The 22,559-nt window shown below is 67.8% G+C and carries 22 protein-coding genes, 1 pseudogene and 2 riboswitches; of the genes and pseudogenes, 8 read left to right on the top strand and 15 right to left on the bottom strand.

The genetic code is table 11. From position 1 onward, the window contains the following. Positions 1 to 105 precede the first annotated feature (105 nt). Positions 106 to 774, bottom strand: a complete 669-nt coding sequence (gene thiE / locus ORI27_RS28190) for a thiamine phosphate synthase (protein WP_266000429.1) — start codon at positions 772 to 774, stop codon at positions 106 to 108. Positions 775 to 798: 24 nt separating this feature from the next. Then, positions 799 to 912, top strand: a riboswitch (TPP riboswitch). Between thiE and thiO the strand changes: the two genes are divergently transcribed. The 4 genes from thiO (at position 907) to ORI27_RS28210 (ending at position 3,635) form a co-directional block, all read left to right on the top strand. After that, a complete protein-coding gene (gene thiO / locus ORI27_RS28195; RefSeq protein ID WP_266000430.1) occupies positions 907 to 1,914 on the top strand; it encodes a glycine oxidase ThiO in 1,008 nt (335 codons plus the stop codon). (Overlaps the previous riboswitch by 6 nt.) Then, positions 1,911 to 2,108, top strand: coding sequence for a sulfur carrier protein ThiS (gene thiS, locus ORI27_RS28200; protein WP_266000431.1), 198 nt, complete (start codon positions 1,911 to 1,913; stop codon positions 2,106 to 2,108). The genes thiO and thiS overlap by 4 nt, the downstream gene beginning before the upstream one ends. Continuing rightward, the gene (gene thiG, locus ORI27_RS28205; protein ID WP_266000433.1) at positions 2,101 to 2,871 is read left to right on the top strand and encodes a thiazole synthase; all 771 of its coding nucleotides are present in this window, start codon (positions 2,101 to 2,103) and stop codon (positions 2,869 to 2,871) included. Before thiS ends, thiG begins: the two co-directional genes overlap by 8 nt. Continuing rightward, positions 2,868 to 3,635, top strand: coding sequence for an SGNH/GDSL hydrolase family protein (locus ORI27_RS28210; RefSeq protein WP_266000434.1), 768 nt, complete (start codon positions 2,868 to 2,870; stop codon positions 3,633 to 3,635). Before thiG ends, ORI27_RS28210 begins: the two co-directional genes overlap by 4 nt. Here ORI27_RS28210 and ORI27_RS28215 read toward each other — a convergent pair. Both ORI27_RS28215 and ORI27_RS28220 read right to left on the bottom strand, forming a co-directional pair. Next, positions 3,626 to 4,327 carry a TIGR03943 family putative permease subunit gene (locus tag ORI27_RS28215; RefSeq protein WP_266000435.1) on the bottom strand — a complete coding sequence of 234 codons (702 nt, stop codon included), beginning with the start codon at positions 4,325 to 4,327 and terminating at the stop codon, positions 3,626 to 3,628. The genes ORI27_RS28210 and ORI27_RS28215 overlap by 10 nt on opposite strands. Continuing rightward, a pseudogene (locus ORI27_RS28220) lies at positions 4,324 to 5,302 on the bottom strand (permease). Before ORI27_RS28220 ends, ORI27_RS28215 begins: the two are co-directional and overlap by 4 nt. A gap of 27 nt (positions 5,303 to 5,329) precedes the next feature. Here ORI27_RS28220 and ORI27_RS28225 point away from each other — a divergent pair. Then, on the top strand, positions 5,330 to 6,853 hold the full coding sequence (locus ORI27_RS28225; RefSeq protein WP_266000436.1) for a M28 family metallopeptidase: 1,524 nt from the start codon (positions 5,330 to 5,332) through the stop codon (positions 6,851 to 6,853). Between the two features lie 74 nt (positions 6,854 to 6,927). On the opposite strand, the gene ORI27_RS28230 is transcribed toward ORI27_RS28225, so the two are convergent. Beyond that, on the bottom strand, positions 6,928 to 8,181 hold the full coding sequence (locus ORI27_RS28230) for a uracil-xanthine permease family protein (protein WP_266000438.1): 1,254 nt from the start codon (positions 8,179 to 8,181) through the stop codon (positions 6,928 to 6,930). Between the two features lie 55 nt (positions 8,182 to 8,236). Here ORI27_RS28230 and ORI27_RS28235 point away from each other — a divergent pair, with 55 nt between their 5' ends. Beyond that, positions 8,237 to 9,916: a SulP family inorganic anion transporter gene (locus tag ORI27_RS28235; protein ID WP_266000440.1), complete on the top strand. Its 1,680-nt coding sequence runs from the start codon at positions 8,237 to 8,239 to the stop codon at positions 9,914 to 9,916. Here ORI27_RS28235 and ORI27_RS28240 read toward each other — a convergent pair. The 6 genes from ORI27_RS28240 to thiC form a co-directional block, all read right to left on the bottom strand. Next, on the bottom strand, positions 9,892 to 11,100 hold the full coding sequence (locus ORI27_RS28240; protein WP_266000442.1) for an APC family permease: 1,209 nt from the start codon (positions 11,098 to 11,100) through the stop codon (positions 9,892 to 9,894). The two genes, ORI27_RS28235 and ORI27_RS28240, sit on opposite strands and share 25 nt — an antisense overlap. 201 nt (positions 11,101 to 11,301) lie before the next feature. Further along, entirely contained in the window at positions 11,302 to 11,562 is a 261-nt protein-coding gene (locus ORI27_RS28245; RefSeq protein WP_266000443.1) for a hypothetical protein, read from the bottom strand. A gap of 16 nt (positions 11,563 to 11,578) precedes the next feature. Further along, positions 11,579 to 13,063 carry a flavin-containing monooxygenase gene (locus ORI27_RS28250; RefSeq protein WP_266000444.1) on the bottom strand — a complete coding sequence of 495 codons (1,485 nt, stop codon included), beginning with the start codon at positions 13,061 to 13,063 and terminating at the stop codon, positions 11,579 to 11,581. A gap of 75 nt (positions 13,064 to 13,138) precedes the next feature. Further along, entirely contained in the window at positions 13,139 to 13,789 is a 651-nt protein-coding gene (locus tag ORI27_RS28255; protein ID WP_266000446.1) for an alpha/beta hydrolase family protein, read from the bottom strand. Beyond that, entirely contained in the window at positions 13,786 to 14,622 is an 837-nt protein-coding gene (gene thiD, locus ORI27_RS28260) for a bifunctional hydroxymethylpyrimidine kinase/phosphomethylpyrimidine kinase (protein WP_266000447.1), read from the bottom strand. The genes ORI27_RS28255 and thiD overlap by 4 nt, the downstream gene beginning before the upstream one ends. After that, complete coding sequence (thiC, locus tag ORI27_RS28265) at positions 14,619 to 16,187, bottom strand: phosphomethylpyrimidine synthase ThiC (RefSeq protein WP_266000448.1); 1,569 nt, start codon at positions 16,185 to 16,187, stop codon at positions 14,619 to 14,621. Before thiC ends, thiD begins: the two co-directional genes overlap by 4 nt. Then, positions 16,177 to 16,288: riboswitch (TPP riboswitch) on the bottom strand. (Overlaps the previous gene by 11 nt.) A gap of 308 nt (positions 16,289 to 16,596) precedes the next feature. Between thiC and ORI27_RS28270 the strand changes: the two genes are divergently transcribed. After that, complete coding sequence (locus ORI27_RS28270; protein WP_266000483.1) at positions 16,597 to 18,300, top strand: MFS transporter; 1,704 nt, start codon at positions 16,597 to 16,599, stop codon at positions 18,298 to 18,300. On the opposite strand, the gene ORI27_RS28275 is transcribed toward ORI27_RS28270, so the two are convergent. Continuing rightward, complete coding sequence (locus ORI27_RS28275; protein ID WP_266000449.1) at positions 18,260 to 18,637, bottom strand: hypothetical protein; 378 nt, start codon at positions 18,635 to 18,637, stop codon at positions 18,260 to 18,262. The two genes, ORI27_RS28270 and ORI27_RS28275, sit on opposite strands and share 41 nt — an antisense overlap. A 61-nt stretch (positions 18,638 to 18,698) precedes the next feature. Beyond that, positions 18,699 to 18,980 carry a hypothetical protein gene (locus ORI27_RS28280; protein WP_266000450.1) on the bottom strand — a complete coding sequence of 94 codons (282 nt, stop codon included), beginning with the start codon at positions 18,978 to 18,980 and terminating at the stop codon, positions 18,699 to 18,701. 169 nt (positions 18,981 to 19,149) lie between these two features. On the opposite strand from ORI27_RS28280, the gene ORI27_RS28285 reads away from it, so the two are divergent. After that, positions 19,150 to 20,169: an NADP-dependent oxidoreductase gene (locus tag ORI27_RS28285; RefSeq protein ID WP_266000451.1), complete on the top strand. Its 1,020-nt coding sequence runs from the start codon at positions 19,150 to 19,152 to the stop codon at positions 20,167 to 20,169. On the opposite strand, the gene ORI27_RS28290 is transcribed toward ORI27_RS28285, so the two are convergent. The 3 genes from ORI27_RS28290 to ORI27_RS28300 are packed head-to-tail and all read right to left on the bottom strand — an operon-like array spanning position 20,170 to position 22,522. After that, positions 20,170 to 20,985: an exodeoxyribonuclease III gene (locus ORI27_RS28290; RefSeq protein ID WP_266000484.1), complete on the bottom strand. Its 816-nt coding sequence runs from the start codon at positions 20,983 to 20,985 to the stop codon at positions 20,170 to 20,172. A gap of 18 nt (positions 20,986 to 21,003) precedes the next feature. Further along, a complete protein-coding gene (locus tag ORI27_RS28295) occupies positions 21,004 to 21,924 on the bottom strand; it encodes an N-acetylglutamate synthase, CG3035 family (protein WP_266000452.1) in 921 nt (306 codons plus the stop codon). A gap of 4 nt (positions 21,925 to 21,928) precedes the next feature. Further along, entirely contained in the window at positions 21,929 to 22,522 is a 594-nt protein-coding gene (locus ORI27_RS28300; protein ID WP_266000453.1) for a peptide deformylase, read from the bottom strand. Positions 22,523 to 22,559 lie beyond the last annotated feature (37 nt).

Below are 22,559 nucleotides of genomic sequence, written 5' to 3' on the forward strand. Positions count from 1 at the left end.
CAGGCCCCCACCGCCACGATCCGCGCTCGCCGGCCGACCGCCCACCAATCCACGCCCCGACCCGTGCCACAGCTCAGCCCCAGAACCGCCTTGTTCAGCGGCCTCCTAGCAGGCGGTCAGCGCGGTGCGCAGGCGCGTCGCAGCCGCCTGCGGGTCGGCGGCCTCGGTGATCGCGCGGACCACCACGATTCGGCGCGCCCCGGCGTCGAGCACGTCGGCCAGATGCCGCTCGTCGATCCCGCCGATGGCAAACCATGGCTTGTCCGGCCGCATCGTCGCCACCGCCCGCACCAGCTCCAGGCCAGGCGCGGGTCGGCCCGGTTTCGTCGGCGTCGGCCAGCACGGTCCGACACAGAAATAGTCGACGTCCTCCATGAGCGCCCGGGCCGCCTCACCGATCTCGTGTGTGGACCGTCCGATCACGGTCTGCGGGCCGACGATGTCGCGGGCGACTTCCAGGGGCAGATCGTCCTGGCCGAGATGCAGCACGTCGGCCCCGGCTGCGCGGGCGATGTCGGCGCGGTCGTTGACCGCCAGCAGCGCGCCGTGCCGGCGGGCGGCGTCGGCGAGGATTTCCAGTGCGGCCAGCTCGCCGTGAGCCTCCAGCGGTCCGAACCGTTGCTCACCGGGCGAGCCCTTGTCGCGCAGCTGGATGATGTCGACGCCGCCGGCCAGTGCCGCACCGGCGAACTCGGCCAGGTCACCGCGCTCGCGGCGGGCATCGGTGCAGAGGTAGAGCCGTGCGGTCGCGAGCCTGGTGTGAGGTTCGTGCACACCGCGACGGTAGCGGCTAGCGTGGAGGGTTGGCACGGGAGCCCCGGGGGCGGGGCTGAGAGTGGAGCAGACAACCCCTCCAGACCGTCACCACCTGATCCGGGTCATGCCGGCGAAGGAAGCGAAAGGGATATGTCGATGCAATCTCTGGCCGTCGTAGGGGGCGGTGTCATCGGTTTGGCGGTGGCCCGCCGCGCGGCGCAGGACGGGCTGGCGGTGCGGGTGCATCGCACCTCGTCTGCGGGGGCGTCCTGGGTGGCGGGCGGGATGTTGGCTCCGCACAGCGAAGGCTGGCCGGGCGAGGAAAAGCTACTGCAGCTGGGCCTGGAGTCGCTACGGCTATGGCGCGGCGGCTTCCTTGACGGCCTGCCCGACGATGTCGTCACCGCGCGCGAGTCGCTGGTAGTCGGTGTGGATCGCGCCGACGCCGCCGACCTGCGGACCGTCGCGGACTGGCTTTCGGCCCAGGGGCATCCGGTCAACCCGACGACGACTGCCCGTGACATCGAACCACTGCTGGCCCAAGGCATTCGGCACGGTTTCATCGCTGAAGGTGAACTGGCGGTGGACAATCGCAAGCTGGTGGGTGCGCTTCAGTCGCACTGCGAGCAGCTCGGAGTGCAGTGGGCGGCGCCGGTGGAACAGCTCGATGACGCGCGCGACGGCGCGGACACCGTCGTCATCGCCAACGGCATCGACGCGCCCTCGTTGTGGCCCGGACTGCAGGTCCGCCCGGTCAAGGGGGAGGTGCTGCGGCTGCGCTGGCGCCGCGGCTGTATGCCGATGCCGCAGCGCGTGGTTCGGGCCAGGGTGCACGGCCGTTCGGTTTATCTGGTGCCTCGGGCCGACGGGGTGGTGGTCGGGGCGACACAATATGAGCACGGCCGTGACACCGCACCGGCGGTCAGCGGCGTGCGTGAACTGCTCGATGACGCCTGCGAGGTGATGCCCGCGTTGGGCGAGTATGAACTGGCCGAATGTGCGGCGGGACTGCGCCCGATGACGCCCGACAACATGCCGATCGTCGGCCGGCTCGACGAGCGCACACTGGTGGCCACCGGCCACGGCCGGTCGGGATTCCTGTTGGCGCCGTGGACCGCGGAGCGCGTCGCCGCCGAGTTGATGGGAGTACGGGCGTGAAGGTGATGGTCAACGACGAGGAGCTGGAGGTCGACGACGACGCCACGGTCTCCTCGTTGCTGGAGGCCCTCGGTTTTCCCGATCGCGGTATCGCGGTCGCCGTGAACTGGTCGGTAGTGCCTCGCTCGCAATGGGACTCGGCGGTTCCCACCGGCGCCCGGGTCGAAGTTGTGACGGCGGTCCAAGGTGGTTGAGCAGCTGGTGATCGCGGGCCGCACGTTCGGCTCGCGGCTGATCCTGGGCACCGGCGGTGCACCGAATCTGACCGTTCTGGAGGAAGCGCTGGTCGCTTCGGGCACCGAGTTGACGACGGTCGCCATGCGCCGCGTCGACGCCGAGGGCGGCACCGGAGTGCTGGACCTACTTGCCCGGCTGGGGATCACCCCGCTGCCCAACACCGCCGGTTGCCGCGGCGCGGCCGAGGCTGTGCTGACCGCGCAACTCGCCCGCGAGGCTCTGGGCACCGATTGGGTCAAGCTCGAGGTGATCGCCGACGAGCGCACCCTGCTGCCCGACGCGGTCGAATTGGTTCGCGCGGCAGAGCAATTGGTCGACGATGGCTTCGTGGTCCTGCCGTACACCAATGACGACCCGGTGCTGGCCCGCCGGCTTGAGGACACCGGCTGCGCGGCGGTGATGCCGCTGGGCTCGCCGATCGGCACCGGGCTGGGGATCTCCAACCCGCACAACATCGAGATGATCGTCGCGGCCGCCGGTGTGCCGGTGATCCTGGACGCCGGGATCGGCACCGCCAGTGATGCCGCGCTCGCGATGGAATTAGGTTGTGATGCCGTGCTTTTGGCAAGCGCGGTGACGCGGGCCGCCGACCCGCCGGCGATGGCTGCCGCGATGTCTGCGGCCGTCACCGCCGGTCTGCTGGCCCGGCACGCCGGGCGGATCCCCAAGCGGTTCTGGGCGCAGGCGTCGAGCCCGAGCCTCGCGGGGCAGGATGCGTGAGCCGTTACGTCGCGCTGGGCAGTTCGATGGCGGCCGGCCCCGGAATCAAGCCCAGGGCGCCGGGTTCACCGCTGTCCGCCGGGCGGTCGGCCCGCAACTATCCACACCTGGCTGCCACGCAGCTGGGGCTCGACCTGGTCGATGTCACCTACTCCGGGGCCACCACCGCCAACGTGCTGCGTGAGCCCCAGCGCGGCGCACCACCCCAGATCCATGCTCTCAACGGCTCCGAGGACCTGGTCACCGTCACCATCGGCGGCAATGACGTCGGATACGTCCCGCTGTTGTTCGCCGCGACGCTCTCGCCGGTGTTGCGGGCGATACCGGGGCTCGGTGGCCGGCTACGCGAACTGCTGGACCCCGGCGCCCGTGACGCCGCGCTGCGCCAGGTGGGCGCGGCCCTGCGCGAAGTCGGCCGGACTCTGCGCGACCGGTCACCACACGCACGGATCATGTTCGTGGACTACCTGACCCTGCTGCCGCCGCCGGGAACCCCGGCCCCACCGCTGCCCGGAGCCGTCGCCGACCTGGGCCGTCACGTCGCGCAGCAGTTGGCCCGGTGTACCGCCGAGGCCGCCCAGTCCACTGGCTGCGAAATGGTCCACGCCGCCGAGGTCAGCCGCGATCATCACGCCTGGTCGGCCGACCCGTGGACCATTGGCGCCGGCTCGCTGCTGCCCTGGCGGCCGAAACCGTTCCACCCCAACGCCGCCGGCATGCAGGCTGTCGCCGACCTGATCGCGGCGAAGTTTCGTCAGCCGTAGGTGTTGGCCGGCGGATCGATGCGCACCGCACTCGATACCTGCAGCGTCGGGATGGATGAGGTGCCCGAATAGGCCTGGCCCGCCGGCACCGTGCCCTGGACCCGCAGCCAGGTGTTCTCCGGTAGCGCAGCGGCGCCGGCCGCCGCCGGGCCGGACAGATGAAGCCGAGCCAATTGCGCGTCGGCGGCGCAGCACACGATGACGATCTTGGCCAGGTCGACGCGGTCACCGTCGCGCATGGTGAACCCGGTCGTGGTGATCTGCCTGCCGTCCAGTCCCCCGACCTTGCCGACCGCGACCCGCATCAGCACCTCGGGCAGCGACACCGTGGGCGCCGCCCCACCCGGCAGCGGCGGAAACGACCGCGCGTTGGTCACCGACACCGTCGCCGGTGCGGCCGCCGTGGCGCTCAACGCCGGTGGCACCACGAAGATCAGCACCACCACCGGCAGCGTCAGCAGCCAGACGACGCCGCCGCGGTGAGCGTGCCCGGCGTGATCATGCTCGGCTCCGCCGCTGCGGATGTCGCGTGCCATCGCCACCCCGGCCAGCCCGATGACCACCGCTGCCGATATCGCCAGCCACGGCAGCATCGAAGGTTTGACGTAGCGGGTGTACGCGCCGGTGACCGTGACCATCACCAACGCAATTCCGACGACCAGCAGCAGGGTGTTCTCGGTCTCGCGCCTCACAGCAACACCAGTCCCACCACCGTCGCGGATACCGTCGCGACGACCAGCGTGAGCGGCGCGAAGCGCAGCGCGAAGCCACGTCCGAACAGACCCGCCTGCATGGCAACGAGTTTCACGTCGACAGCGGGGCCGACCACCAGGAACACCAACCGCGGCACCAGCGGCACCATGGTCAGGCTGGCCGCGACGAAGGCATCGGCCTCCGAGCACAGTGCCAGTACGAAGGCCAACGCCGCCATGGTGACCACACCGAGCAGGAGATGACCGGCGACATGCTCGAACATCCAGGGCGGTACCACGACCTTGAGTGTGGCGGCGGCCGCCGCGCCGATCACCAGATACGAGCCGGCCTGCAGGAAGTCGTGCCGGGCGGCCTCGGTGAACACCGTCCAGCGCGGTTGGTCGCCGTCGGCGTGTCCGGGCAATCGGTGGGTCACCCAGCCGGGTCGGCCCCATCGCGACCAGAGCACCCCCATCACGACCGCCGTGGCCAGGGAGGCCACCCAGCGGGCGGCCACCATCTGTGGTTGGCCGGGGAAGGCCACCGCGGTGGCCACCAGCACCACCGGATTGATCGCGGGAGCGCTGAGCATGAACGTCAGGGCCGCCGCGCCCGTCGGTTCCGTCGCCGAACAGACGCCGGGCCACCGGGACCGACCCGCACTCGCAGCCCGGCAGCGCGGCACCGGCCACTCCGGCGGTCAGCACGGCGGCCGGTGCGCGCTTGGGCAGCATCCGGGCCAGTCGCTCCGGGGAGACGAAGGCGGCGATGAGACCGCTGATCACCACACCGAGCACCAGAAACGGGACCGCTTGCAGAAAGACTCCGGCGAATACCGTGCCCGCGGTGGCCAGTCGGGGAGTGCCGGCGACGCCGTCGCGCATCCAGGTGCCTGCCAGGGCACATACCACCAACAACGCCACCAGGACCTCGGTCGAAGTCACCAGGCGACGGCGCGGGGAGGTGACGGTCATCGAGCCCATCGTGCCACCCGAAGCTGCATGCAGGCGGATACGTCTAACCTGGGCGCGGTGAGACACAGACATCTGGCAGTGGTGGTGGCGCTTGCCGTCACGCTCGGGGTGGTGGGCTGTGGCCTTTCGGCCACTTCCGTGCGGCCGGGCACCGCGCACACCGCCGCCGCGGAGTTCGCCGATGGCCTGAGCAAGCAGGTCACCACCGACGCCATGGTCGGCCACCTGCAGAAGTTGCAGGACATCGCCGACGCCAACAATGGCACCCGGGCGGTAGGCACACCGGGCTTCGAGGCCAGTGTCGACTATGTGGCGGGCATGCTGCGCGACAAGGGGTTCGACGTGCAAACCCCCGGGTTCCAGACCAAGGTTTTCCAGTCGGGAACCACCGAGCTGCGAGTTGGCGGCAGCGGTGTGACGGCCAAGGCCATGGAGTTCAGCCTCCCCACTCCGCCGCAGGGGGTCAGCGGCCCCCTGGTCGCCGCACCGGCTGACGACACACCCGGGTGCGCCCCTGCCGACTACGACGGCCTGCCCGTCCAGGGGGCGGTGGTCCTGGTGGACCGGGGTAGCTGCCCGTTCGCCGACAAGCAGGCCATCGCCGCCAAGCTGGGTGCCGTCGCGATGGTGGTCGCCGACAATGTCGACGAAGAACACATGGGGGCCACTCTCGGCGAGGACACCGACGTCGAGATCCCGGTGGTCGGGGTGACGAAGGCCGACGGGGCTCGGTTGCGGGCCAACCCGGGTCCGACCACGCTCAAGCTCGAGGCCAGCACCGAGACCATCAACGCCCGCAATGTGATCGCCCAGACGAAAACCGGGTCGGCCACTGACGTCGTGATGGTCGGTGCCCACCTGGACAGCGTCCCGGAGGGACCCGGTATCAACGACAACGGCTCGGGGGTGGCCGCGGTGTTGGAGACCGCCGTTCGACTCGGTCCTGATGCCGACGTGAAAAATGCTGTGCGGTTCGCGTTCTGGGGTGCCGAAGAACTCGGCACGGTGGGCTCAGAGAAATACATCGAGTCGCTGAATGTCGATCAGCTCAAAGACATCGCGCTGTACCTCAACTACGACATGATCGGCTCACCCAACCCGGGATACTTCACCTACGACGGTGATCAGTCCACCGCACCGGGTCGCAACGGCCGGATACCGCGAGTACCAGAGGGATCGGCCGGCATCGAGCGGACCTTGGTCGCCTACCTGAAGTCGGCCGGAAAGACCCCTGGGGACACGTCATTCGACGGCAGGTCGGATTACGACGCCTTCACCAAGGCCGGAGTGCCCGCGGGTGGGTTGTTCTCCGGGGCTGAGGAGAACAAGACGGTCGACCAGCAGAAGCTGTGGGGTGGCACCGCCGACGCACCGTTCGATCCGAATTATCACAAGAGCACCGACACCCTCGCGCACATCGACCGCACCGCGCTGGGCATCCTCGGCAGGGGAGTCGCCTACTCGGTCGGTGTCTACGCCCAGGACATGGGCGGCCGCAACGGTATGCCGGTCCGGGAAGATCGCACTCGCCACGTCGTCAACGGGCAGTGATATTCGCATCGAGTCTGCGGACAGATCGCGCTTTCGGGTGGGATCGCGATCTGTGCGCAGAGTCGACGCTCTGATTACCGAGTCGGCCGCGCGCCCCGTAGCAGTCCCAGCGCCCGCATGCCGTGATAGACGACCAGGGCCGCGATCGAGCCGAGGGCGATCCCGGTGAACGCGAGATTGCCGATGCTCCAGGTGAAGTCGGCAATACCGATGATCAGGGCGATCGCGGCGGTCATCTGATTGATCGGCAGGCTGAAGTCCACGTGGTTGGTCAGCCAGATCCGCACACCCAGCACGCCGACGAGTCCGTAGAGCACGACGGTGGCGCCGCCCAGCACACCGGGTGGGATCGCGGAGATCGCCGCTCCGACTTTGGGGCACAAGGCCAGAACGATCGCCGTCGCACCGGCAACCCAGTATGCCGCGGTGGAATAGACGCGGGTCGCGGCCATCACCCCGATGTTCTCGGCGTAGGTGGTGGTGGCCGAACCGCCGCCGAGACCGGCCAGCACCGTGGCCACACCGTCGGCGGCCAGCGCACGCCCGGTCAGCGGATCGGTGTCCACTCCGGTCATCTGTCCCACCGATTTGACATGCCCGATGTTCTCGGCGACCAGTGCGATCACGGCGGGTAGGAACATCGGCAGGACCGACAGGCTCAGCGTCGGGGTCTGGAACTCCGGCAGTCCGATCCAGCCGGCCGCGGCGATCCCGGAGGTATCCACCCCACCGAGGGCCAGCGCGAGCAGATACCCGGCGGCGACCGCCAGGAAGATCGCCAACCGCCCGACGATGCCGCGGAAGAACGCCAGCACCGCCACCAGCAGCACCAGCGTGACGACGCCGACGACCGGGCCCTTCTCGAAGTTCGTCTTGGCCGCCGGTGCGAGGTTGAATCCGATCAGCGCGACGATCGCCCCGGTGACGACGGGTGGGAGGGCGACCTCGATCCAGTGCGTGCCGGCAAGGTGCACGGCCAGGCCGATCACGATCAGCAGTGCGCCGACCGCGATCAGTCCGCCCAGGGCGCTGCCGGCACCATGTGAGGCCACCGCGGCAGTCACCGGCGCGATCACCGAAAAGCTGGAGCCGAGGTAGCTCGGCAGCCGGTTTCCGGTGACGACCAGGAACAGCAGCGTGCCGATGCTCGAGAACAGCAGCGTCGTCGCGGGCGGGAACCCGGTGAGCACCGGAACCAGGAAGGTGGCGCCGAACATGGCCACCACATGCTGGGCCCCGATACCGAGCGTCCGCGGCCAGCTGAGTCGTTCGTGTGGGGCGACGACGAAGCTGTCGTCGGCGCGGCTCTCAACGGGCATCCAGCTCATCGGAATCACGGTCAGAAACTCAACCCCATGGCGGCACGACCCGCATGCTGTATCCATGAACTGGACCGCCGTCGCGCCCGGGCTCGCACAGTTCCGTGACTATCGCCGAGCATGGCTGCGCGGCGATGTGGTGGCCGGTCTGACCGTCGCCGCCTACCTCATTCCCCAGGTGATGGCCTACGCCACCGTTGCCGGACTGCCGGCGGTGGTCGGATTGTGGGCCGCGCTGGCTCCGTTGGCGATCTATGCGCTGCTCGGCTCGTCGCGGCAGCTCTCGGCGGGCCCGGAATCCACGACCGCGTTGATGACCGCGACCGCGTTGGCTCCACTGGCCGCCGGGGACCCCAGCCGCTACGCGACATTGGCCGCCCTGCTGGCGTTACTGGTCGGGGTGATCTGCCTGGCGGGCGGGTTGATCCGGCTGGGCTTCCTTGCGGATCTGTTGTCGCGGCCGGTGCTGGTCGGGTATATGACCGGGGTCGCGGTCATCATGATCACCAGCCAGGCCGGCAAGGTCATCGGCGCCCCGGTCACCGGCGACGAGTTCGTACCGCAGATCCGTTCGCTTGCCCAGGTCATCGGTGACACACACTGGCCGACGGCGCTGTTCTCGGCGTTTGTGCTGGCCGTGCTCATCGTCATCGCATGGCTGTTCCCCCGCTATCCGGGGCCGCTGATCGCCATGCTCCTCGCGACGGCGGCAGTGGCCCTTTTCTCATTGGATCGCCTCGGCATTCGGGTGATCGGCGATGTCCCATCCGGGTTGCCGCCCTTCGGTATCAGTGGCATCCCCTGGCAGGAGGCGGGGACGCTGGTGGCCGCTGCCGGCGGTATCGCGATCGTGGGCTTCTCCGACAACGTGCTGACCGCACGCACATTCGCCGCGCGCCGGGGGGACTACGTCGACGCCAACGCCGAACTGCGGGCGTTGGGCGCGTGCAACCTGGGTGCCGGGTTGTCGCACGGGCTGCCGGTGAGCTGTAGCGGTAGCCGCACGGCGGTCGGTGATCTGGTCGGCAGCCGGACACAGCTGTACTCCGTTGTGACCCTGGGAATTCTGCTGGTCGTATTGCTCACCGCACACGGCGTATTGGCGAAATTCCCGACCGCCGCGCTCGGAGCGCTGGTCATTTTCGCCGCGCTGCGGCTCATCGACGTCGCCGAATACCGCCGGCTGGCGAAGTTTCGCCGCAGTGAGCTCGTGCTGGCATTGATCACCGCCGCGGGCGTTCTCGGCCTCGGTGTGCTCTACGGGGTGGTCGCCGCCGTCGCGGTGTCGATTCTGGACCTGCTGCGGCGGGTCGCGCGCCCGCACGACAGCGTGCTGGGCTTCGTACCGGGAGTCGCCGGGATGCACGACATCGACGATTACCCGCAGGCACGGCTGGAACCCGGGCTCCTGCTCTACCGCTACGATGCCCCGCTGTTCTTCGCCAACGCCGAGAACTTCCGCACCAGGGCGATGGAGGCCGTCGAGAACAACCCGGATCCCGTCGAATGGTTCGTCGTCAACGCCGAAGCCAACGTCGAGGTGGACCTCACCGCACTCGATGCCCTCGACCAACTGCGCAGCGACCTCAACCGCCGGGGCATCGAGTTCGGAATGGCCCGAGTGACATGGCATCTGCGTGAAGCGCTCCGGGCCGCCGGCCTGCTCGACAAGATCGGTGAAGACCGCATCTTCATGACACTGCCCACGGCGGTCGAGGCCTACCGCAACCGGCGAACCAGGTAGACCGCGGCGCCGAGCATCAACACCGCGACACCGGACACCACAGCACCGACGGGTAGGGCGACGGCCAACACCAGGCAGCCGGCCAGTCCAATGGCGGGAACCATCCGGCGGCGCAACGTCCAAGCCGAGGCGTTGGCGATCGCGTAGTACACCAGCACCGCGAACGACGAAAAGCCGATCACGCCACGGACATCGGCCACCGCCGCCAGCACGGCCACCACCACGCCGACCGCCACCTCGGCATGGTGCGGCACACCAAAGCGTGGATGCACGACGGCCAGCGTCGCCGGCAGATGGTGATCTCGCGCCATCGCCAGCGTGGTCCGCGACACCCCCAGAATCAGTGACAGCAGCGAGCCCAGCGCCGCAACGGCCGCTCCGACGCGCACCACGGGCTCCAGGCCACCGGCCCCGGCTGCCCGTACGGCCTCGGCCAAGGGTGCTGCGGCCGTTGCCAATCGGTCGGGCCCCAGTGCCGCGAGCACGGCCACGGCCACGGCCGCGTAGACGATGAGGGCAAGCCCCAGCGCGATCGGGATGGCCCGGGGAATCGTCCGGGCCGGGTCGCGGACCTCTTCGCCCAGCGTGGCGATGCGTGCGTAGCCGGCGAAGGCGAAGAACAGCAACCCGGCCGCTTGCAGCACGCCCAGGACACTGCTGCCGCCGAGTCGCAGATGGTTGATGTCGGTGTGTCCGGAGGAAGCGACGACCACCACCACCGCGGCCAGTACCGCGAGCACGATCCCCACGATGATTCGGGTCAGCAACGCGGACTTCTGGATGCCCCGGTAGTTGACCGTGGTCAGCGCCACCACAGCGGCGACCGCCGCCGCGTGCGCGTGTTCCGGCCACACATAGAAGCCGACCGTGAGGGCCATCGCGGCACACGATGCCGTCTTGCCGACCACGAAGCTCCAGCCCGCGAGATATCCCCAGAAGTCTCCGAGGCGTTCCCGGCCGTAGACGTACGTACCGCCCGACTGCGGATAGCGAGCCGCCAACCACGCCGAGGACATGGCGTTGCAATAGGCCACCGCGCCGGCAAGCGCCAGGCTGATCAGTAGCCACGACCCGGCGGCCCCGGCCGCGGGCGTCAACGCGACGAAGATCCCGGCCCCGACCATCGAACCGAGCCCGATGATCACGGCGTCGGTGGTGCCGAGCCGCCGGTGCAGGTTGCTCATCGGCGGGATGTTAGGCCGTGAAAGTGAATGCGAACCGGCCTGGGTGAGGTTGCCCGCACTCAGGCCGGTCCGGCACGGTCCCCCGACCCATATCTCGCGTGGCATCCTCACAACCAACGACTACGCGTCGCCGTGCTCGACCAATGTAAGCGAAAAATCTGACGCGGTCGTCAAACTTGTCGGATTTGTGACCTTCGGCCGTCAGCGATTGCCGGCGATATTTGCACCGAGATAGGCGCCGTAGGCCAGCAATCCGGCCAGCGCGAGCTTGCGCGTCTTCGGGACCACCAGGGCGAGCCCGATCGCGGTTTCGATCCCGCCATCAATGTAGGTGTGCTGCAGGGTGTTATCCGGAAACGCCGACTTGGTGGCTGATTCGAAGAGCTCGGGGCGTACGAAGTGCGACAACCCGGTGGCCGCCACGGCCAGCCCCGTCAACTTGATCAACGGCTCTGCAGACATCGACATCCTTTCAGTTTCAACTGATGTGATAGTCGGAGACCGGATACGACGAGGCCTCACGTATCGCGGTACGCGTGGACATCGGCCGCAGCAAGGTCGCCTCACCACTGGGATTGAAATAGTACGACCGCGCTGATGCGCAGTTTCCTTGGGTGAACAATGAATCCCCGAGTAACTCGGTCATCCGGTCCAGGTACCGGGTGTTCGCTTCCTCGGTGATCTCGAATGTTGTTGCCCCACGGCGTTTCAGCTCACCAAAAATCCGATCCATGTGCCGCATCTGGTATTCCATCGAGTTGAAGAAGTTCAACCCGAGGAACGCATACGGACTGGCCAGGCTCAGGAAGTTCGGGAAGTACGGCACCGACACTCCCTGATAGGCCTGGAATCGGGTTTCCCGCCACCACTTTCCGAGGTTGCGACCGTTGCGACCGATTACCTCGAACGCCGGAAAATTGGCCTCCCAGATGTCGTAACCGGTTGCCAGGACCAGAGTGTCGATCATCGCCTTGGTGCCGTCGTTGGCCACGATGCCATCGGTTTCGATGTGGTCGATACCGCTGGTCTGCAGGTGCACGTTCGGTTTGGTGAAGGCGCGGTAGTACTTGTTGGAGAAGGTCGGCCGCTTGCAGCCGAAGTCGTAATTCGGGGTGAGCTTGCGGCGCAGCTCTTTGTCGCGGATCGTGGCGAACCGCCACATCTTGGCCAGGTCCGCGGCGGCGATGGTGGCGCGCCGGAAGTAGCGCTGGCGCAACACCCCGACGTAGATCAAGAGTTCGTACAGGCCGTCGGTGACCGCGCGGATGGCGCGCTGCGTCAGTGGAACCCGGGCGAACAGGCGTTTGGCCCCGGCCGAGAACCTGATGTCGACCTTGGGGACCACATAGATCGCGGTGCGCTGATACACGGTCAGGTCGGCAGCGTCGCGGGCCAGTTCGGGAATGAGCTGCACGGCGGTGGCGCCGGTGCCGATGATGCCGACCCGTCGGTTCGCCGGGTCGTAGCTGTCGTCCCAGTCGGCGGTGTGGATGACCTTGCCCTCGAAGCTGTGGATTCCCGGGATCTCCGGGGTAAATGGCTGCGACAAGAATCCGGTCGCGGTGATCAGGTAGCGGGCCACCAGGGTGTCACCGTCGGACAGGGTGACGCGCCACAGCTGGGCTTCCTCGTCCCACCGGGCGCTCTCGACGGTCGTGTTGAACCGGATGTGGCGGCGGATGTCGTACTTGTCCGCGACGTCGTCGGCGTACTGCTTGATCTCGGCTCCGGTGGAGAACAGCCGGTTCCAGTTCGGATTGGGTTCGAAGTAGTAGGAGTACGTGGTGGTCGGGACGTCGACGGTCAGCCCCGGATAGTGGTTGACGTACCAGGTGCCACCCAGATCGTCCTCGCGATCCAGCAGGACGAAATTGTCGAACCCCAGCCGCTTGAGTTGTATTGCCGCGCCGATTCCTGCGAAACCGGCACCGACGATGATGGCGTCGAACTGCGTCGATGGCATGTGGTCAGAATACCGTAGCTTACTCACGAGTAAGGTACGTCCGTTGGGCCCGAGTCGTCGGGACCAATGTCGCCATCAGCGCAGCCGCAGTGCCGCATCGACCGCGAGGGTGGGCACGTCGAGCGTCTTGGAGCCGAGGTCGTGGCGTGCCCCGGTGACCTCGACGATCTCGACGGGGCCCGGGATCACGCGGGCCGCGTCGCGCAGTTCCCCGATGCTGCCGAACGGGTCGGCCGTGCCGTGGGTGAACACCGTCGGAACCGTGATGCCGCCGAAGTGTTCGGTGCGCAACCGGTCGGGCTTGCCGGGGGGATGCAGCGGATACGAGAACAGCGTGAGTATGTCGACGAGTCCGGGATCCTCGGCGACGACCATCGAGGTCATCCGGCCGCCGTAGGAGTGCCCGCCCGCGATCACCGGACCGTCGGCCAACGTGCGGGCCAGTGTGAGGGCCTCGACGATGCCGTCCCGGTCGCCGGCCGCCGACCCCGACGGCGGCCCCTTCGGCCGCCGCCGACGGTAGGGCAGGTTGTAGCGCACCGCGCGCCAGCCGCGGGCTGCCCACTCGTCGCAGATCCGGATCAGCAGCGGGGACTCCCGACTGCCGCCGGCCCCGTGGGTGAGCATCACCACCCCGGCCGGGGTGCCTGCGGGCTCATGCGCGACGCCGGCGATCTCGTCGACGGTGCTGACGCGCGATCCGCCTTCGGCTTCTCGCGCAGTCATGCCTGCAGCCGGAACAACGCCGACACCGGACCGTGCCCGCCGCCCAGCGGATAGGCCGCACGCAGGCATTCGGTCACCCAGGACTTGCCGAAAGCCACCGCGTCGGGCATCGAATAGCCATGGGCCAGGGCGCAGGCGATGGCCGCGCCCAACGTGTCGCCGGCGCCGTGGTCGTGGCCGGTGTCCACCCGCGGTGCATCGAACTCGTGGAAATCGGTGCCGTCGTAGAGCAGGTCGGGGCTGTGGGTGGAGCCTCGCAGGTGGCCGCCCTTCACCAGGGCGCACTGCGGGCCGAGCGCGTGCAGCGCCTTGGCCGCATCACGCTGCGTCTGCTCGTCGACGACCTCGATGCCGACCAGCAGCCGCACTTCGTCGAGATTGGGGGTGACCAGGCTGGCCAGCGGGAACAGCTCGGTGCGCAGGGTGTCCAGCGCGGAGGGGTGCAGCAGTGGATCGCCGTGCATCGAGGCGCAGACCGGGTCGACGACGAACGGGGTGGTACCGGCCAGGCCGAGGTCGCGCCAGCTGGCTGCCACGGTCTCGATGATCTGCGAGGAGGCCAGCATGCCGGTCTTGGCGGCTTGTACGCCGATATCGTTGGCGACCGCCTCGATCTGGCCGGCGATCACGTCCGTCGGAATCTCATGAAAGCCCTTGACGCCCAATGAGTTCTGCACGGTCACCGCGGTAACGGCGACCAGCGAGTGCACGCCGAGCAGGGCGAAGGTGCGCATGTCGGCCTGGATGCCCGCACCGCCGCCGGAGTCGGAGCCGGCGATGGTCATCACCCGCAGTGGGGTCTGGCCCGGCGGCGTCAGCGGGAGGAAATTCACGGCACAGAGTTTTCCAGAGGGATGTACACCCGGTTGCCGTGTGCGGCGAACTCCTCGGATTTGGTGGCCATGGCGTCGCGAATGTCCTGCGTGATGCGCATAGAGCAGAATTTCGGGCCGCACATCGAGCAGAAGTGTGCGGTCTTGGCCGGCTCGGCCGGCAGCGTCTCGTCGTGGAACTCGCGTGCGGTGTCGGGATCCAGCGACAGCGCGAACTGGTCGTGCCAGCGGAACTCGAACCGGGCCCGTGACAGCGCGTCGTCGCGTTCCTGCGCGCGGGGATGACCCTTGGCCAGATCGGCGGCGTGGGCGGCGATCTTGTAGGCGATCACCCCGTCCTTGACGTCCTTGCGGTTGGGCAGGCCCAGGTGCTCCTTGGGGGTGACGTAGCACAGCATCGCGGTGCCGGCCTGGGCGATGATCGCCGCGCCGATCGCCGACGTGATGTGGTCGTAGCCCGGAGCGATGTCGGTGGCCAGCGGCCCCAGCGTGTAGAACGGGGCCTCGTCGCACAACTCTTCCTCGAGGCGAACGTTCTCGACGATCTTGTGCATCGGCACGTGGCCGGGGCCTTCGATCATCACCTGCACGCCGGCGGCTTTCGCGACCTTGGTCAGTTCGCCGAGGGTGGCCAGTTCGGCGAACTGCGCCTCGTCGTTGGCGTCGGCGATGGACCCGGGTCGCAGCCCGTCGCCCAGCGAGAAGGTGACGTCGTAGCGGGCGAGGATGGCGCACAGCTCCTCGAAATTGGTGTACAGGAACGACTCTCGGTGATGGGCCAGGCACCATGCCGCCATGATCGATCCGCCGCGGCTGACGATCCCGGTCACCCGTTTGACGGTTAGCGGGATGTGCCGCAGCAGGACGCCGGCGTGCACGGTCATATAGTCCACGCCCTGTTCGCACTGCTCGATCACGGTGTCGCGGTAGATCTCCCAACTCAACGCGGTCGGGTCGCCCTTGACCTTCTCCAGCGCCTGATACATCGGCACGGTTCCGACCGGTACGGGGGAGTTGCGCAGGATCCATTCCCGGGTGGTGTGGATGTCGGCGCCGGTGGACAAGTCCATGATGGTGTCGGCGCCCCATCGGGTGGCCCACACCATCTTGTCGACCTCTTCGCCGATCGAGGAGGTGACGGCCGAATTACCGATGTTGGCATTGACTTTCACGGCGAAGGCCTTGCCGATGATCATCGGCTCGCTCTCCGGGTGACGGTGGTTGGCAGGGATGACCGCGCGCCCGCGGGCCACCTCGGTACGGACGAGTTCGGCCGGCACGCCTTCGCGGGCGGCGATGAAGGCCATCTCGGCGGTGATCTCGCCGGCTCGGGCTCGCTGCAGCTGGGTGCCGCGGCGGGCGACGACCCCCGACCGGGCGGGCAGCCCGGCGTGCAGGTCGATCACCGCGCCGGGGTCGGTGTAGGGGCCCGAGGTGTCGTAGAGGTCCAGGTATTCGTCGTTGCTCAGGTGCACGCGACGGAACGGGACGCCGTCCCGATAGATCTTTGCGCTGCCGGCGATGGGGCCGGTGGTGACGGTCGGATCGACGAATAGTTCAGTCATGTTCACTCCCTACGCCGGCATTACCCGGACAGGTTCTACGGTCGACGGCGCTTCAGCCGTCCTCTCAGCGCACTGACGTGTGCGCTCCCGTGTGGATGTTGCGAGACCCACACTAGCCCATCGCCGCCGCAGGCAGCCGAAGCGCTCGATCGGGGAATCGACTTCGACGTTTTGCAGCGGTCTACTCGTCGAACTTTCTCTGCGAAACGCGAGTTTCGGCGATGGGCCGGCGCCGGCAGGAGAGCGGGATTGACGATTGGCTCTAGTTGATTTGTATAGCTAACATATGCGTTATTGCGCCGGCAGGCGCCCATTGCTTTTAGCTTGACGATTGCATACGAAACGAGATTCGCCCGTGACGACCGAGCTAGACCCTGCCCTGGCTGAGACCGACCGGCGCCGCCGTCGGATGGACCAGGACCACCCGCACTACAAGTGGGTGGTGCTGTCCAACACCACGCTGGGCATCCTGCTCGCCTCGATCAACGCCTCGATCGTCCTGATCTCGCTGCCGGCCATCTTCCGGGGCATCGGGTTGAACCCGCTGGCGCCCGGCAATGTCAGCTACCTGCTGTGGATGCTGATGGGCTACCTGGTGGTGACGGCCGTTCTGGTGGTGCCGTTCGGTCGGCTCGGTGACATGTACGGCCGGGTGAAGATCTACAACATCGGCTTCGTGGTGTTCACCTTGGCGGCCGTCGCGTTGTCGTTCGATCCGTTCCATCTCGACGGTGGGGCGATCTGGTTGATCGCCTGGCGGGTGATCCAGGGTGTCGGCGGCGCGATGCTGATGTCGTCGTCGTCGGCCATTCTCACCGACGCCTTCCCCGCCAATCAGCGCGGCATGGCGCTCGGGGTCAACATGGTGGCCGCCGTGGCCGGCTCGTTCCTGGGCCTGCTCATCGGCGGGGTGCTCTCCGAGATCCATTGGCAAGCCATCTTCTGGGTGGGTGTGCCGATCGGCGTCATCGGCACCATCTGGAGCGTGCGCTCCCTGAAGGAATTGGGCGTACGCAACCCCGGTCGGGTCGACTGGGCGGGCACCGTCACCTTCGGTGTCGGGCTGACCGTCCTGCTCGTCGGGATCACCTACGGTATCCAGCCCTACGGTGACTCGACGACCGGCTGGACCAATCCGATGGTGCTGGGCTCGATCATCGGCGGCCTGCTGCTCTTGGTGGCGTTCTGTTTCGTCGAACTGCGGGTGCCGCAGCCGATGGTCGATATCCGACTGTTCCGGTCGGCGGCGTTCGGCATGGGTAACCTGGCCGGGCTGATGTCCTCCGTGGGTCGCGGCGGCCTGCAGTTCATGTTGATCATCTGGTTGCAGGGCATCTGGCTTCCGTTGCACGGCTACAGCTTCGAGTCCACGCCGCTGTGGGCGGGGATCTATCTGCTGCCGGCGACGTTCGGCTTCCTGGCCGCCGCGCCCATCGCGGGGGTCTTCGCCGACCGGTTCGGCGCGCGGCCGTTCACCGTGGCCGGAATGCTGTTGATGGCCCTGACATTCGTGGCTTTGCTGATGATCCCGGTCAACTTCAACTACTGGGTCTTCGCGGTACTGGTGTTCCTCAACGGCCTCGGCGGCGGCATCTTCACCGCCCCCAACACCGCGGCCATCATGTCCAGCGTCCCGGCCGCCCAGCGCGGCGCGGCCTCGGGGGTGCGCGCGACGTTCTTCAACGCCGGCAACTCGCTGTCGATCGGAATTTTCTTCTCGCTGATGATCGTTGGCCTGGCCCACACCCTGCCCGGCGCGATGAGCCAGGGCCTGCAGGCGCAAGGTGTCTCGGCCGCGGTCGCCCACGACGTCGCCAACCTGCCGCCGGTCGGCAGCCTGTTCGCGGCGTTCCTCGGCTACAACCCGATCGCCGAACTGCTGGCACCCTACGACGCGCTACATCAGCCGGGGGTCAACGCCGATGTGTTGACCGGGCAGACGTTCTTCCCGAACCTGATCACCGAGCCGTTCCACACCGGGCTGGTGGTGGTGTTCGGCGCCGCCGCGGTGATGATGGTGATCGGCGCGATCGCGTCGCTGTTCAGCGCGGGCCGCTACGGTGACGATCCGGCTATCGAGGCCCAGGGGCCCGCGCAGGCGACGGCCGGGTAGCCACCGGCGGGGCGGCGCCCTCGGTGACCCAGCGGTGCAGCCGTCCGGCGGTGCGCCACATCGCAGCCTGCATCTCGTCGGGTCCCAATTCGTCTTGGGCGCACGCCTTGAGGCGATCGGAAACCCTGACCAGGGTGACGGCCGCCACACGCGCGGTGCGGTCGCGAGAGGCCCGCATGCTTTGCGACATCACCTCGCGCAGTTCGATGAGATCGCTGACCGCCCGGGAACCCCCGGCGGGTCGTTCGCGCCGGTAGAGCGCGATGAGGGCGTCGATACAGGTCAACGCTTGATGGGCGGTGCTCTTGGGAATCAGGATGTCGACGTCCGAACTCACCGGCTCAGCCCAGCACACCCGCGCGAACAGACCGTGACGAGCCGAGGACGGCCCGGGTTCACTAATCCGAACGGCCGGTCAGAATGAGGTCGGGTAGCGCGAACGCCGGCACGGCGAGCACTTCGGAGAGTTGCGCCGCGTAGGCCCGGGCGATCCGAGGGCCGTCCCGCTGTTCGTCGAAATCACCGGTCAGGTCGACGGCGATACGGCAGCCGAAAGTGTCACCGGCCTCGACGACGTCAACGCGGAGCACTCCGGCGGGCATCGGCAGCCTTTTGGCGGCCATCCGCACCTGCTCGACGGTGGCCGCCCAATCGACATACACCGACACAAACGACGCCATCAGAAGATGGTGGTTTCGGCCACCGCCCACCGCCACTCGAATAACCCAATGTTCATCTGCTGTTTGTGGCGGGTGCTCGCGTGCGGAGGAACGACGACCGCGATCGCCACGGTGCGGACTGTCTCATCCGGCCTCCAAACCCGGCTGGCCTTCGGTAGTTTCACTGACCGTGCCCGCGCTGAAGAACCGCCAGATCCTGCTCCGCCGCCGCCCGTCGGGCCTGGTGCAGCCCGCCGACACCGAACTGGTGACTACGCGCGCGCCGGAACTCGCCGAGGGGGAGGCGTTGCTGCGTACCACGTATGTGGGCCTCGATGCCGCCGCCCGAACCTGGCTCGACGATCAGCCGAGCTACCTGCCGCCGGTGCAACTCGGCGAGGTCATCCGCGCGGCGGGAATCGGCGAGGTCGTCGAATCGCGTTGTCCCGCGTTCGCCGCCGGCGACGTCGTCACCACCCTCACCGGCTTCCAGGACTACGCCATCATCCGCGATGACGTCTTCAGCACGCCCATCCCCGGCGAATCTGACCAGCTGGCCATCATGAGCGTGTACGGCCCGACCGGTGCCACCGCCTATTTCGGGATGACCGACATCGGCCGACCGAAGGAAGGGGAGACGGTGGTGGTGTCGGCGGCGGCCGGGGCCACCGGCTCGGTGGCCGGGCAGATCGCCAAGATCGCCGGCGCCCGGGTCGTCGGTATCGCCGGCGGGCCGGACAAGTGCCGGGCTGTGGTCGACGATTTCGGGTTCGATGCCTGCATCGATTACAAGCACGACGACATCCCCGCCGCCCTCAGGCGACACTGCCCCAAGGGGGTTGACGTCTACTTCGACAATGTCGGCGGCCCGATCCTGAACGCGGTACTGGGCCGGTTGGCGGCCAAGGCCCGGGTGGTGTTGTGCGGTGTCATCTCCAGTTACCTCACCGGCGAACATCCCGGGCCGGCCAACTACGTCAACCTGCTGGCCAAGACCGCCTCGATGCAAGGGTTCAACGCCCTGGACATGTGGGGCCGCTTCGATGAGGCGTTCGCCGACCTGCGTCGCTGGGAGGCCGAAGGCAAACTGGTGCACCGGGAGACCGTCTTCGACGGGCTCGAGTCGTGTGTCGACGCGCTCAACGGGCTGTTCACCGGAGCCAACATCGGCAAGATGCTGGTCAAGGTCAGCGAACCGACGAGCGCCTGATCAGCGGCGCAGATCCACCAGAACCGGTGCATGATCGCTGGGCGCGGGGTCGCCCTTCTTGCCCGGACGGCGTTCGTCCTTGACGATCTCGGCGTTGGTGACCCGGGCGGCCAGACTCGGTGAGCCGAGGATGAAGTCGATGCGCATGCCACGGCGCTTCTGGAAGGCCAGCTGGGTGTAGTCCCAATAGGTGTACACCCCGGGGCCGGGGGTGTACGGGCGCACCACGTCGACGAACTGGGTCTCGACGATCGCGTTGAACGCTTTTCGTTCTGGCTCCGACACGTGGGTGGCTCCGTCGAATGCGGCCATGTCCCACACGTCGGAATCCATTGGCGCGATGTTCCAGTCGCCGACCAGGGCGATTGGCGACTGGGGGTCGCGATGCAGCCAGGTCTCGGCCGTGTTGCGCAGGGCGGCAAGCCATTCCAATTTGTACTGATAGTGCGGATCGGCCAAGGTCCGACCATTGGGCACGTAGAGACTCCACACCCGAACCCCAGCGCAGGTGGCGGCCAGCGCGCGCGCCTCGGCCTTGGCGTCGACTCCGTCCTTGCTCCAAGCGGGCTGACCGTCGAAACCGACCTCGATGTCGTCGAGGCCGACCCGGGAGGCGATCGCCACCCCGTTCCACTGATTGAACCCGCAGTGCGCCACCTCGTAGCCGGCTTCCAGGAACGGCATGGTGGGGAACTGATCATCGGCGCACTTAGTTTCCTGCATGGCCAGCACGTCGATATCGCCGCGTTGCAGCCAGTCGACTACTCGGTCCACCCTGGCGCGAATCGAGTTCACATTCCAGGTGGCCAGGCGCAGGACGTCGGCGGGCATGGCCTACAGCGTACGGGTGGTCAAGGACCGGGCATCGACGTAGCGATGGTGGTGATGCAGCCGGAAACCCAGCGAGTGATACAGCGTGATCGCACCGGTGTTCTCGCTCAGCACCTGCACGTAGACCCGGGTCGCGCCGTGCTGAACACCCCACGCCTGCAGCGCCAGGCACAGCCTTCGGGCATGGCCGCGCCTGCGTTGCTCGGCGCCGACGTGCACCGCGGAGATGCCCAGCCAACGGGTGCCGTCGGGCGCATCGGTTATCGCGCCGCGCGCCGCGGCGGCGTCGCGTCCCCCGGGCTCGCGGGCCGCGGCGAAGACCGCCTCACCGTCGACAACCGCGGTCAGCACGTCGGCGGGCACGTCGCGTTCATAGCAGGCCAGCCACGCCGCATCGGGGCTGCCCAGCAGAGTCACCGCGGGTTCCGGCTCGGTCTCGGCGAGATCGGTGACCATCACCCGGGTGTGCTTGACGCCGTCGGCGCGGATCGGCAGCAGCCGCTCCGGCAGCGCCAGCCACGGTGTCAGCTCACGCTCCCGGTACCAGTCGATGATCGCCGGAATGGTGGCGGTGGTTGCCCAGAAGCTCAGTGGCACAGCCGAATTAGCCCTGCTGGTGTAGCCGCCGCCGGCGCGCAACAGCCAACCATCCTGCCAGCTCTGCTCGGTTCCCGGCCAGGCCAGTGCTGCCGCGTGCTCGACGGCCCGGATCTCGGAGGCCCGCACCGGAACCACGCTGAGTTCCCGCACGGCCACCACGTCGTCGGGCCGGACCTCGACCAGTCCGTCGGACTTGGTACGCACCACGATCACGGGGTGGGCGGCACGCAGTTCGCCGATCACGTCGGCCATCGGGGGCGTCGTGCCGGCGGGCAGGCGGTAGCGGATGCGCACCCGGCTACCGACGAGCGGCAGGCTGGTCATCGGGTCAGTGGCCGAACGGGTCGGGCACCTCGCCGGGTGTCCACGACAGGCCGGGTACCCCCCAGCCGTTCGACTTCACGGTGCGCTTGGCTGCCCGGGCGTGCCGTCCGATGAGCTTGTCGACATAGAGAAACCCGTCGAGATGACCGGTCTCGTGCTGCAGCATGCGGGCGAACAGATCGTGTCCCTCCAGGGTGACCGCGGCGCCGTCGGCGTCCAGGCCGGTCACCCGTGCCCACTTCGCCCGCCCGCAGGGAAACGACTCCCCGGGCACCGACAGGCAGCCCTCGTCGTCGTTATCGGGGTCCGGCATCGTTTCGGGGATCTCGGAGGTTTCCAGGACGGGATTGACGACAACACCCCGCCGCCGCGTGGTCTTACCGCGCTCGTCGGCGCAGTCGTAGACGAACAGCCGCAGTCCGACGCCGATTTGGTTGGCCGCCAGCCCGACTCCGTTGGCCGCGTCCATGGTGTCGTACATGTCCTTGATCAGATCGGCCAGATCTTCGGGCAGCGAGCCGTCCGCTGCGACCGGCACGGGTTGCGTCGGAGTATGCAGAACGGGATCACCCAGGATCACAATTGGTCTGACTGCCATGATCGGCAAGCTTAAGTCAGCCGACGCGCGGGCTCGG

This window comes from Mycobacterium pinniadriaticum, assembly GCF_026242045.1.
GTDB lineage: Bacteria > Actinomycetota > Actinomycetes > Mycobacteriales > Mycobacteriaceae > Mycobacterium > Mycobacterium pinniadriaticum.